Annotated in this window: 7 protein-coding genes and 1 pseudogene; 4 read left to right on the top strand and 4 right to left on the bottom strand. The window is 60.9% G+C overall.

The features are described 5' to 3' along the window. Nucleotides 1-32: 32 nt before the first annotated feature. Genes QP609_RS00270 through QP609_RS00260 form a run of 3 tightly spaced genes read right to left on the bottom strand, consistent with a single transcriptional unit; the run spans nt 33 to nt 7,127 of the window. Nucleotides 33-599 (bottom strand): DUF4304 domain-containing protein, encoded by a 567-nt coding sequence (locus QP609_RS00270; RefSeq protein ID WP_080052954.1) that lies wholly within the window; start codon nt 597-599, stop codon nt 33-35. Next, entirely contained in the window at nt 596-4,477 is a 3,882-nt protein-coding gene (locus QP609_RS00265) for an RHS repeat-associated core domain-containing protein (protein WP_289213839.1), read from the bottom strand. The genes QP609_RS00270 and QP609_RS00265 overlap by 4 nt, the downstream gene beginning before the upstream one ends. Nucleotides 4,478-4,490: 13 nt before the next feature. Beyond that, nucleotides 4,491-7,127: an RHS repeat domain-containing protein gene (locus QP609_RS00260; RefSeq protein WP_289213838.1), complete on the bottom strand. Its 2,637-nt coding sequence runs from the start codon at nt 7,125-7,127 to the stop codon at nt 4,491-4,493. A 504-nt stretch (nt 7,128-7,631) separates the two neighbouring features. On the opposite strand from QP609_RS00260, the pseudogene QP609_RS20880 reads away from it, so the two are divergent. Together QP609_RS20880 and QP609_RS00255 are read left to right on the top strand one after the other, a co-directional pair. Beyond that, a pseudogene (locus QP609_RS20880) lies at nt 7,632-8,015 on the top strand (hypothetical protein); the annotation flags it as partial. 504 nt (nt 8,016-8,519) lie between these two features. Next, nucleotides 8,520-8,876, top strand: coding sequence for a hypothetical protein (locus tag QP609_RS00255; protein ID WP_014645445.1), 357 nt, complete (start codon nt 8,520-8,522; stop codon nt 8,874-8,876). A gap of 380 nt (nt 8,877-9,256) precedes the next feature. Here QP609_RS00255 and QP609_RS00250 read toward each other — a convergent pair whose 3' ends face one another. Continuing rightward, entirely contained in the window at nt 9,257-11,233 is a 1,977-nt protein-coding gene (locus QP609_RS00250) for a UvrD-helicase domain-containing protein (RefSeq protein ID WP_289213837.1), read from the bottom strand. Nucleotides 11,234-11,332: 99 nt separating this feature from the next. Between QP609_RS00250 and QP609_RS00245 the strand changes: the two genes are divergently transcribed. Together QP609_RS00245 and QP609_RS00240 are read left to right on the top strand one after the other, a co-directional pair. Beyond that, nucleotides 11,333-12,004 carry an SEL1-like repeat protein gene (locus QP609_RS00245; protein WP_014645443.1) on the top strand — a complete coding sequence of 224 codons (672 nt, stop codon included), beginning with the start codon at nt 11,333-11,335 and terminating at the stop codon, nt 12,002-12,004. Nucleotides 12,005-12,200: 196 nt separating this feature from the next. Further along, the gene (locus tag QP609_RS00240; protein WP_014645442.1) at nt 12,201-12,770 is read left to right on the top strand and encodes a hypothetical protein; all 570 of its coding nucleotides are present in this window, start codon (nt 12,201-12,203) and stop codon (nt 12,768-12,770) included. Nucleotides 12,771-12,773 lie beyond the last annotated feature (3 nt).

The raw sequence follows: 12,773 nt of genomic DNA, 5'->3' as shown, positions 1-12,773 counted from the left end.
TTATGTATTTCCTGCTCGACTTTACAGAACCTTCAACCGATATCACACCCAATCCTTCGTGCAACTTCCATGGATCTATCACTCCAGTCCCCACGCGCTTTCTCATGCACCTTACGAAGAATAGCGCATGCACTTTGAATGTCCCCGCCTTGGCATTTGAGGATCGCCAGATAGATCTTCGGCAGGGGGTAATTTCCATGTACGGCTTCCAAGAATGCCTCCATTGCCTCTTGAGTTCGCGACCTTTCCAAGAAAGGGAGAACATGTGTTCCCAGTGTCATGGCGACGTTCTTTGGAGTTTGGTCATCATTCAGAGGCCACCAGAGATCGTGATTGTTGACGATCTCTCCAACGCGAGCACGCACGATGCAAAAGGGCTCTTCCACAAATCCTTGAGGCTTGTAGCCCCATGCTTTCTCGAAGGCGTCGACTTGCAACACACCGGCATTAATCGTCGCAGTATCGCCAGACTTACCTACCTGAATATCAATAACCTCAACAATTGAATCAATCGTGCGATTCCAAAGTGCGCCCTTTCGGTTGAATCCAAGGGGTGCAAGGACCTCATCTGTGCGCGCAATGAGTTTCTTTATTGTCATGGCTTTTTAAATTTATCCGGGTCGTAATAGATGACTCGTGCACGCATGCCGAGCTGCTTTTCGTAATTTGCAGTTTGCCGAGCGCCCGCTGCCATACCAGAAGGTGTATTCGGCTTCAACTCGAGGATTCGACCATTCGGTGTGACTGCATCAGGTTTGTAGACCTTACCGTCAGCTCCAATCATTCGCGGCTCAGACTGCCAGCCAGGTTTCGCTGCAATCCTTTGGGCTAGAGCGGCGTGAGCTGCGCGTCCAGTTGCAGCGGCAGCATTCTCTCCGCCGCGCGTAGCCCGAACAGCAAGTGTACCCCCAGTGGCAGTGCCCGTCACACCAGCTGCGTCAGCCGCAACGTTCGCTGCAGTGGCGACTGTTCCTGGGTTAGCGAGGGCTATCATGCCAAGCTCCCACACGACGGGAGCTGCCATTGCAGCTGTTACGACGAATGCGGGTATGATAAAGCCAGGGTGATCGAAAGCCTTAGAATCCTTAGCAAATGTATCGCTAAATCTATCACACGATGGGCACCGGCCATCTGGGTCCCTGAATCTGTACGGATTGTTGTAGGCATAGACATAGCGGTTGAAATGCCGCATGTCTCCGTGATCCAGTGCTGTAACAGGATCAACCGACAGAAATCTACCAATGACGGGTTCGTAATAGCGCCGCCCCATGTAGATTAGGCCTGTATCTGAATCCGCAAGATGCCCTGAATAGCCCGGGATCTTTGCGCTAGGTGCAGCATCTACTTCACCATACGGCGACCAGAAGTGGCGCGTCAGCACAATACCGTTGGCGCCGCTGGTCGCCGTTAGGGTATTGAGTGCATCGTGATGAAGATAGGTGAGCGTGTTGCCCGTGGCGGAGCTGGTGCGAATGGCCAGCAACCGCTTGCCGAGGTAGATGTAGTCGGAGGTTTCCTCGCCCTCGGTGGATTCGATCAGCTCCCCGCCCACCAAGTACTGCCAAGTGTGGTCTAGATTTCCGACCGAAAGATCCGGCAGACCTACATCGCCTCCAGGGATGGACACCTCCCAGTCGTGGGCAACATTTATCAACTCCTTGCCTGAGATGGGCGGGGCAGTGGGTACTGAAGAATGTGCACGCCGTCCTGCTCCATCGTAGAAGTACTTCTGCACATCTCCCACTGAACGGAGCTGGCCGCCTATATCGTAGGTGAGCGCCTGACCGTTACGCGTCACCAGATTGCCCGCAGAATCGTAAGAGAAGCCAGAGACGCCATTGCCACCGGGGTCCCGCAGCAACTCCAGGCGATTGCGGGCGTCGTAGTGGAACGTACGCTCCCGCTTTCCCGGCAACCGCATCGAGACGATGTTGTCCAGCGTGTCATAGCCGAACGTGTATTGCCCACTGCCACCATAGGCTGGAGCACTGGCTTGAATCAGCCGGTCGAGGCGGTCGTAGCCCAGGCTGATCGTCCCGGAGTCGCCGCGCACGCCATCGCGGATCTGGGTGATGTTTCCTGCTGCGTCATAGCTATACTTCAGATCGATCACACCACCGTCGACGATACGGTCGGTCAACCGTCGCGCGTTCTCGATTACGCCACGTACGATGCCGTTGCCGTAGGTCAGCGCGGTGGTTTCGCCACTGGGGGCGTAGGCGACGTTGCTGGCGAGCACGGCGCCGGTGCCATCTTGCAGCTGTACGGGCTGGCCCAAGGCGTTCAAGGACTGCCGGACGGAGTAGCCATCGGGATAGTCCGTACGGATGTGTTGCCCCATAGGGTCGTAGCCAAATGCCAGGGACCGGGCGCTAGCGCTACCCACCACACGGCTCTGACTTGTCACCGCCCCGAGTGAGTTGTAGGTACGAGTGGTGACAACCGCAATCCGATCCTGATTAAAGACCTTTTCGATCTTCAATTGGCCAGTCGGGGTGTACTCAAGCTGTTGATCCCCAAGACCATCGGGATATACAACAGCCTGCAGACGATTGCTGGCGTCGTAGTCACGCGAAACACGGCGAGAAGCAATCTGGGGCGCGTCGCGATTGCATTCCGTCACGCTGGGCAAATCCAGCCCGGTTGCGCTCCAGGAGAGATTCCCCGCCGCGTCGTAGCCAAATACGCTCGACCCAGTCTCAGGTTCGATGACCTTGCACAGCCGGAGGTTGTCGTCGTAGACGTATCTCCGGGCAACCGTCGGGGCCGGATTGTCTGGATTGACGGGCACGACAGGAGCGGCCTTGGCGGTGGCAACTGCCGTGGCAACCGCGTCGCCGGTGACCGAGAGCGTAAAGCGGCTCGTTCCGGCACCGATTGGCACAACAACGGAGCCGCTGGCTCCACTGCCTACCACCGAGCCGCCATCACGCTTTAGCTCCGCGCGCGAATCCGTGGCCGACCAGACCAAGGTGATGTTGCAGGTCTGGGCATCCGATGCAATCTGGCACGTGGCCGGAGTTGCGGAAAGCGTGCCACTGGGCGCCTCAGGCACTACAACTGATCCGGAGCCGTCAAGGGTGTTGTTGGGTTGTCCAACGGGGGAAATTCCATGGACATAGATCGGTTGCCCAGCCTGCAGGCGGCGCTGCTCGTTGCTCATCTGAAGCGAGAAGCGATGATTGCCTCCAGCCTTGCAGGACGTAGCCACGGCCGGCTCACTCGCCAAGTCGGCCTTGCCGGTCAGGAAGATCGTCCCACCACTGCCGGCGGCTCCACCGGTGTAGGCATGAATGTCAATCGACGAATCAATGCCCGTCGAGCACGCCCAGCCTCGAATCTGACCGTCGCTGGTGACACCATCGATGTTGCCGATTACCTTGGACGGCGGCCCGTTGACCGTGACCTGAACATTGTCGCTTTCCCGACCAAACCATTCTTTGCCCTCTTCCAGCAACCGCCATTGGAAGCTGTAGACACCTGGCAATGAAGGAGCTACCACGTCGAATTCAAAGAACGCAGGCAGCTGTGGACTGACGTCATTCGGCATTGGAACCCGCGCCCTGCCCCAGCGGACATTGTCATTGGGATTCCAGGACCCCAATGCATAGCCCGCCGACGCCGACCACGTCGTGTTACCCGTGTTGGTGAACTTCAGCTTGACTCGATAGGTCCGCCCGGTCTCCATGCTGGTCGGGACCTCTTGCTCATACATGACGCCGCGATTGAGCCTTCCGGTCGTCTCAAAGATCTGCTCGCTGCTGGTGCTACCGAAGCGAGCACCATTCCGGTTCATTTGCCATTGGAGCGTTGTCGGTCCGTTTTCACTGGCCGCTACTCCGCTGAACGCAAACGTTGCTGTGCCACCAGGAGCCACGTCGTGGGGTACGGCAACCTCGGCAATTCCGAGTTTCGTGGCGCCGGAAACGTAGCGCTCGGCCTGACCCAGTCGATAGCCTTCCCCTGCTCGCCACGTTGTGTTGCCCGTGTTCCGGAAGGTGACAGTACCGCTGAACGGGGTTCCTCTATCGGCCGAATTAGGCCAGCTTGCGGAAACGTACTCCGCGCCGTCAAATGGGGTTGGCGGTGCCGCCACCGTGATCGTGATCGCGGGTGAGATCAGCTGCCTGTAAGACTCATTGCCGTTGAAGTTGCGCACGCCAAATGCCTTGTAGACATACTGATACGTACCCGCCGACAGGCCGTTCTCGGTATAGGTCCCGTTCGGAAGTCGGGAGATCACTTGGCCATTGCGCGTGAGCTGTATGTCTTCCAGATACTCAGCTTTGGGGCCAGTGCTTGTGACGCCACTTTTGAGCTGCAACTGATAGGTTGCTGGTGCCGTGTAGGAGATTTGGGCTGGCCCAGTGAGTTCAATCCAAGCGTCAGCGTGTGCCACCTGGCACAGGAAGATGATCATCAGCCCCAGCAGAACCGCCGCGGCCATGCGCAGTTTTTCAGTGTTCACGAATGCCATCCTTGACGTGGTTTCAGTTTGCGGACTGGGCCACTTCGGTAGTGAGGCCAAATGCATTCCGTTTTATGCTGACTTTGCTTCCGTCGGCACGAATGATCTGCGCAGGCCGTTCATAGTCCGGTCCTTCAAAGGCATCAAACCGGGTAATCGTCTGATGGCCGAGCGGATCAACGACGGTAGTCGTAGCATTGCTGCTGTAGGCAATGGTCGTGATCAGCAGGCCTTGCTCGCTGTCCTGGGCCGAGGAAGTTTTCCTCCCAAGTGCGTCGTACTCAGTCCAGGTGCCGGTCGCCACATTGCTATCCTTTGAAGGGTAGGAAGTGAAGATCGGGCGACCCTCGCTGTCGTAGCTGTTCCTGACCCACCGTTGGGTCCCCGCGATGTCGTTTGCATCGTATTCGCGCACCAGGAGCGGCTGCCAAAGCGCATCGAGATAGGTTTCCTGACGCCGTGCCCCTTGAGCGTTATCGACTCGCCAGTGTCCCGGCGAAAGGCCGTACTCATCGGCCGCGACCTGCTGGAACGAGATGGTTGTCTTGGTCCACTGGTTCTCATCGACTGGTGGCTGGACCTCCTTCACGCGACCCATCGAATCGTGCTGATAGGACGTGGTCCTCTGCAGCGCATCCGTGGTTGAGGTGATCCACCCGTTTCCGTCGGCCGACATGCTGTTGGTGGTGCCATCAGGATTGGTGACCAGTCGCGGTACACCCCGATACCAGTCCTGGATTTGGGTCGTATTTCCCTTTCCGTCACGCACCGTACTGATCGTGCCATCCGCGGCATAAGTCACACTCTGCAGTAGCGCTCCAGCGCGATAGACGGCATTCGGCTTGGCCATGGCGTCATAGCTATATCGCGTGGTGACCTTCCCGGACGCAACCTCCTTGACGCTCAACACCTGATCCAAGACCCAAGGGTTGGGCGTATCAAGATGCTCTCGTATCTCGGCCTTGGATCCGGAGGGGCCAGTGTAAGTCACGCGTGCCGGACGGGCATTGCGATTGAAGTCGCTGTAGACCACGCGATAGGTATCGCCATCCTGACTGAATTGGCTCTCGCTCAGCGCACTCAGCGTGCCCGCCAAGAACTGGCCTGACTGAAGTCCAATTGACCGTCCTACCCGGACGGCAAACGGACCTGTCTCGGAACCAAAGGTGTAGGTGCTTAGCTCATCACGTTGCACCTGGCCGGCCGCATCCAGAATCTGCTTTTGGAGGAGCTTTCGTTCGTTCAAGCCCGGATCTGCGCCATAGCGTTCGCGAATCTGCGTGCCATCCGGCTTGGTCAGGCTGGACCAGCGCCCACCTCCCGGCAACTGCAGGTTGTAGCCTCGCGTACTCACCATCGAAGGCAGTCCGGGCCCCATGATGCTGCGCTTCTTCAAGGACCATGCATCGTAATGCGACGGAAGGAGTCCGTTGCAAGGATCAGAGCGGATAAACAGCTCCATTTCAAAGTCGAAGATGCCTTGAGCACCTGACGGAGAGGTTACCGTCATCTGCGTGGGTGGAGGGGCATTGCCCGCGCGGATCTCGCACCCGCCCCCATCGTCACCGCCACGCAAAGGAAGGCTTGATTGAAGCCGCCCGCGATGACTGTAGGTCCAAGCAGAGCCATCCGGGAGTGTCACTTGGGACAAGCCGCCGTCATTTCCCTCCGTATCGCCCACATAGGCATACCGCCAAACTCGCCCATTGGCCGTGACTGTGGTCACCCGGCCGTCGCCATCGTAGCTCAGGTCAATCCGGCGTCCATCGCTGGACTCAATCCTGGTGAGCCGGTACCCGTCGTAACTATAAGACACCCAGTTCCCATAACGATCCTCAACACGCGATGCCAGAAGGTAGACGCGCTTACGCGCCATCATGCGACTCCCGGCCTTGGCTGTGGCGTAGGGCTTTTCCGCTCCCCAGTCAAAGAAGTACTTCTTGCCATCGGGCGTATGCCCCACGAACGCCTCGCCTGGGTATCCGTTGCGCGTTGCAGACAGACAAGTGAATCGCGCTCTGGACGCTGTCATCCACTTGGGTACCTCAAGGCCTGGCGCAGAGGCATAGGACGGGTCATCGGCAATCAGAAGTTCCTCGCCGGTTCCGCCATTCCACTTCACATCGATGCCAAAGCCGATGTCGGTGTAGCCCCAGGTCTCCAGCAGCAAGGGCGCGGTGTTGACCGAACAACGCTGCGTGGTCTGAGCCCCTTGGTCACCCGTGATCCATCCAGCGCCTTTGGTCCACACGCCCGACATATAAGGCACGACGATTTCCCAATCATCGAACAGTGTCAGACCCTTGGTCTCGCTATCGCGAAATCCTCGGTTAGTCGCCTCCACCGAAAAGCGTCGAGCGACGCTCACAGGAAGGTCAAAATTGCCGGGAATGGACACGTCCTCAATGAAGAACTCCGTACTACCGTCGAAGCCTGCGGTCCGATCGCCAAACACCTCATCGGTAGAGATAGCGGCGAGCGACTGCGCGCTCTTTATCCGCTTCTCATATTCTTGGTAATTGAAGAGCCCATCTTGCGCCGAAGCGTGGAACCCAGCCCCCAACGTAAGCGCTGCGCCCGTGATGATCGAGCAAAGTCGCGAATTAAGATAATTACTACGGGGGGATTTTCCCTCCCGCCTGTCCTTGGCAGAAATCATCTTCGCTACATCCTTGGATAAGGAGTGAAAGGAAAATCAGCTGCTGTTTGAGCAAAGAACTACGCCTATAGCTTCGCGTTGTCAAACCCCTATTGAGCGGAGCTGTAATGACCCACTAATTTTCCGATCAGGAGCTACGGCAATCTCCTACGGATTGGCCGCAGCCAGAAGTGAAACATCCTCTCAACCTATTCCGAGGCGATCTCGTGAGGAATTCACGATTCATCAAATTTCCTGCTGCACTTCCGCAAACCGATGCGCCAAAAACGCCACCAGGCGTCTTTTGCCTGCTCATCCGGGTGATGCGGCAAGATCGGGAGGTTGAGGCTCTTCTACAATCGCCAGCCATATCGGAGTGAAACCCTTTTCATCAACACCACCCCATCAGATAGCTCTCCATAGGATTTGAGCTCATTAACTGACGCGTCATGCCAGGTCGCCCCCGATGGCACCCGACCCCACACCCACTATTGTGCCAACCCCCACACGGACGAGGCGGCACACATGCCCTATATCGGAATCGGACTCCACGTACTGGCAGCCATCTACTTCGCGGTGCGCGCCATTCGCTCGGGCCAGAGCCTCTACTGACTCATCCTGCTCTTCTCGTTTCCGCTGCTCGGCAGTGTCGTCTACTTCCTCGCGATCTACTTCCCGGAAGCCCGCAACTCGCGCGGCGCCCGCCAGGCCATTCGCTCTGCCAAGCAGTTGATTGAGCCGGGTCAGGACCTTCGCAACGCTCGCGCCGAACTTGCGCGCACGCCCACCGTGCAGAACCGCGTTCGCTTGGGCATGACGCTGCTGGATGCCGGCCAGGCAGACGAAGCCAGGACCCTGCTCGAGCAGGCGGTCAGCTCGCCATTGGGCGACGATCCCTACATCCTGACATGCCGTATGGCTGGAGCTGATCAAAGCCGCGCTGAAGAGGTGCTGAGACCAAACAGTCTCAGGCGCCCCTGTCGCATCCGCCTCGTTTATGACCCCGCCGGGCGGATGTCGACAGTCCGCTGGCATCCACAACCAACATCGCCGATAGCCTTGCAGCGCTGGGCTCCGGCCCCGTTACACCATATGCAACGATTCTGAAAATGTTGAAAGTGATGACGGCATCGGCCCTACTGCATTGGCATCACGCATAGGTCCGCGTATTCCTTGCCGTGCCACCGAGCACTGGTGGTCGGGATTCGAAACCCCGGTTGTGTGGATGTTGTTTGCACGTTGCCAGCCGGCACCGCCTCGTGCGGTGCCGGCTGGCAATCCGTCGGCCGGCTATGGCGGGCGATGCGTGGAGGCCTAGAGCCTGCCCGGTCATCCACACACGGGGTTTCGAACCATGCATCGTCCGCCACCTTTATCGGTGGCGGCTTCTGCCTGCACGCAAGGAGCCCAGCCATGACCCAGCCCCACTCCCCTGCCCCGCACCCAATCCACGACGTGCCCGCGAACGGGCCGGCGCTGGATCCGAGCACCCTCATTGCCCTGCTGCACAGCATCGGCTCCGGCGCTGCTTCCGATGGCCAACCCTGGCCGGAACGGCATCAGATGCCCGGCCGACGATTGGCCCTGGCCGACACCGACTGTTCGTTGGCGGGCCTGCGCGTGGTGCTGGAGATCCTGCTGGCCGCTCAGCGCGCCCGCGAGAACGGCGAACTGGAGCAGTACGTCGGCCCGCGGGTCATGGAAGGTCTGATCATGGCCGGGCTGGGACTCACCGCGCACGCCAGCACGCGCCTGCAGCCGGAGGGCTGAGTGGTGCGGCACCCTTGGGAGGCAGGGATTCCAGCTCGTCGAACGACATGCAGACGGCGCTTTCCGGATTCACTGCAGAGACGTTCCAGTGCTGTGGTTGGATAGGCGCTCGCAGCATTTGCTGCTGCGGGTTTCACTGGATGCGAAACAGCGAGCGCCCGACGTTCTGCAGTTACGGGCGCTGCTGCAACGACAGATGCATCCATTGGACTACCTGGAACAGGTGCTTGCTGGCGTGCCGGAGCCTGTTTTGATGGATCGGGTGCGGTGGATACTTGCCGGTGGGTGCCCGATGGGGCGCGATGTGGCACGCAATAGTCGAGCGTGGCTCGACTCTAAAGAGGGAATGCTGCGCTCAACGAGGAGTGTTCAGACCCCACTTAGTCGAACAACGCCTCGATCGCCGCCAACCCGGCACTCGCCCGCTCCTTCTTCCGCGCCGCATCGGCCACCGGGTCGGCACCGTCGCGCTGGATTTCCTCGGCCGGAATCTCCTCGAAGAACCGGCTTGGCTTCAACCGCACATGTTCGCCGAACTTGCGCGTCAGCTTGCTGTAGCTCATCCACAGCTGGATCTTGGCGCGGGTAATGCCCACGTACAGCAGGCGCCGTTCTTCCTGCAGGTTGCCCTCGTCCAGGCTGACCTGGTGCGGCAGCACGCCGTCCTCGCAGCCGACGATGAACACGTACGGGAATTCCAGGCCCTTGGAAGCGTGCAGGGTCATCATGCGCACCTGGTTGCCGCCCTCGTCCTTGTCGCTGCGCGACAGCAGCGCCAGCTGGCCGGCCAGGTCGGCGGCGGTTGCACCGCGCGGGCCGCCCTCGAACCACTGCGCCAGTTCCTCGATGTTGTTTGCGCGGCGCTGGTAGCTGGCCTCTTCCTTGGCCTGCTGGCGCAGCTCGCTCAGCAACCCGGATTCCTTGGCCACCTTGCGGATCATGTCGCCGGACGTCACCTGGCGCATCTGTGCACGCAGGTCGCGTAGGATGTCGGTGAAGCGCGCCAGGCTGTTGGCCGCGCGCGGTGGGAGCTGCTGCAGGGCACCGATGGTTTCGGCCACATGCGCCATCGGCATGTCTTTCTCCTGCGCCAGTTCGGCCAGCCTGGCCAGCGTGCCGGCACCGACATCGCGCTTGGGTGACTGCACCGCACGCATGAACGCGGTGTCGTCGTCCGGGTTCACCAGCAGGCGCAGCCAGGCCAGCGTGTCCTTCACTTCCTGGCGCTCCAGGAACATGGTGCCGCCGGTCAGGTGATAGGGAATGCGCAGTAGCTGCATCGCCTTTTCCAGCGGGCGCGACTGGAAGTTGCCGCGGAACAGGATGCAGAAGTCACTCCACGGCACGTTGCGCGATTGCGCCACGAAGGCGATCTCGGCGGCGACCTTCTCCGCTTCATGTTCGCTGTTGCGGCATTCCCACACGCGGATGCGTTCGCCGTCGGCCTGGTCGCTCCACAGCTTCTTCAGGTGCTCATGCGGATTGTTGGCGATCAGCGCGTTGGCGGCGCGCAGCACGCGGTTGGAGCAGCGGTAGTTCTGCTCCAGCTTGATGATTTCCAGCGTGGGGTAATCGCGCCCCATCTGCTGCAGGTTTTCGGGATTGGCGCCGCGCCAGGCGTAGATCGACTGGTCATCGTCGCCGACGCAGGTGAAGTTGCCCTTCTCACCGGCCAGCTGCTTGAGCAGGCGGTACTGCGCGTCGTTGGTGTCCTGGCATTCGTCCACCAGCAGGTAGCCGATGCGCTCGCGCCAGGCCAGCGCGATCTCCGGGTTCTCTTCCAGGATCTGCACCGGCAGGCGGATCAGGTCGTCGAAGTCGACCGCATTGAACGCGGTCAGCCGCAGCTGGTAGCGCTCGTAGACGCTGGCCGCTTCCTTCTCGCGGTTGCTGCGCGCGGCGGCCATCGCCTGTTCGGGCGACAGGCCAGCGTTCTTCGCGCGCGACACCAGGTTCTTCATGTCCTCGATGTCATCGGGCTTGGCGCCGTACATCAGGTCCTTGATCTGCGCGGTGGCATCATCGGCATCGAAGATCGAGAAACCGCGCTTCAGGCCCACGGCGGCATGTTCGATCTGCAGGAACTTCAGGCCCAGCGCATGGAAGGTACAGATGGTCACCTCGTCGGCGTCCTGCTCGCGCAGGCGCTTGGCCACGCGCTCGCGCATTTCCTTGGCCGACTTGTTGGTGAAGGTGATCGCGGCGATGCGGCGGGCCGGGTAGCGGCCACAGCCGATCAGGTGGGCAATCTTCTCCACGATCACGCGTGTCTTGCCGCTGCCGGCGCCGGCGAGCACCAGCAACGGGCCTTCGACGTGCAGGACCGCGGCAGCTTGGGGAGGATTCAGACCGTGCATGGGGACAGGATTGTAGCGGGGTGCCGGCAGGCCCACCTGACTTGCATGGCGCCCGCCCGTAAGGTATTGAATCGGCACCGGAACACAGGAGCGTGGTCCATGTCCCCGACTGTCATCGCCCGTCCGCTTGCGGCCGCCCTGCTCGGCCTGCTGGCCCTGCCTGCGGCCGGGTCCGGCCCGCCGCCGCGCACGGATGCCTATGAAGCGATCGTGCTGCAGTCGCACGAGTTCCTCGTCTACCATCCGGACCTGCGCTTCCGTGGGCTCGGCATGCAGGCCCGCGAACGGGGCCGCCACGAAGAAGCCCGCATCGACTTCCGCAATGCCGCGCGCTACGGCGACAAGCTGTCACAGGCAGCGCTGGCCGACATGCTCTGGAACGGGCAAGGCGGCCCGGCTGACCGCGCCCTGGGCTACGCGTGGATGGACCTGGCGGCCGAGCGCGGCACCGAGTGGCTGGTGGTGCAGCGCGAACGCTTCTGGGAGGCGCTGTCCGCCGACGAACGGGAGCGCGCGGTGCGCGAGGGCCGCGCGCTGTACGCCGAGTTCGGTGACCCCGCCGCCACACCGCGGCTGGAACGCGAACTGCGCGCCGGCAGCATGCAGCAGACCGGCAGCCGCGCCGGCTGGAGCGGCGCCATGCGCAGCCAGGGCCGCGGCGATGCCGGGCCGCGCGTGCTGCAACCGGAGAAGCACCAACTGGCCCGTTACTGGGATCCGGTGGCCTACCGGCAATGGCAGGACGAGGCGTTGGCGAAGTCGGGGCGATGACGTTGGTTTTTCCATGGCCATGGCCAGGAGGGCGATCATGAAGGCGAAACACGCTCCACTCTGCCTGTTGCTGCTTCTGTCGACGGCCGCTGCCGTCGCCGCAAAGGAATGTCCGGTTGAGGCCCCGCGACGGATTCCGCCCACCGTCCTGACCGGAGGGTTTTTCGATTCGCACCCGGACCTCTTCTGGCGAAGCATGGCCCAACGGGCCGAACAGGATAAACAGCCCGCCAGGGCCCTGGTCTACTACAAACGCTCGGCACGCTACGCCGACAAGTTCTCCCAGGCAATGGTGGCAAGGCTGTACCAGGAGGGTATCGGCACTGCGCCGGACCCGGTGATGGCCTACATCTGGATGGACCTGGCCGCCGAGCGCATGTACCACGACTTCCTGGTCCTGCGGGAACACTACTGGGCACGCCTTGATCCGCTGCAGCAGGCACAGGCGATCGAGCGCGGCCAACAGGTATACGCCGACTATGGCGACCGCGTAGCCAAGCCCCGCATGGAACGGGCGCTCAGCGACGGGCGCCGGCAGATCACCGGCAGCCGCGTCGGCTACGTGAGCTCGGCCCTGGTCGTCGTGCAGCGCCGCGGCGACGAGCAGGGCATCGCAACACCAGGCAACATCGTCTACGACAACGACTACTGGAAGGCCGCCGACTACTGGTGCCTGCAGGACAACTACTGGCGGCCAGCGCTTGCGCCCAGCATCGAGATCGGTGCACCGCAGCAGATCCGCGACGGCGGGCCGGGGGGCGACTAGAAT

The organism is Stenotrophomonas sp. 8(2023), from assembly GCF_030345295.1.
In the GTDB taxonomy this organism is placed as follows: Bacteria; Pseudomonadota; Gammaproteobacteria; order Xanthomonadales; family Xanthomonadaceae; genus Stenotrophomonas; species Stenotrophomonas muris.
The sequence above is the reverse complement of the archived record's forward strand: the minus strand, read 5'-3'. Positions and strand labels throughout refer to the sequence as shown.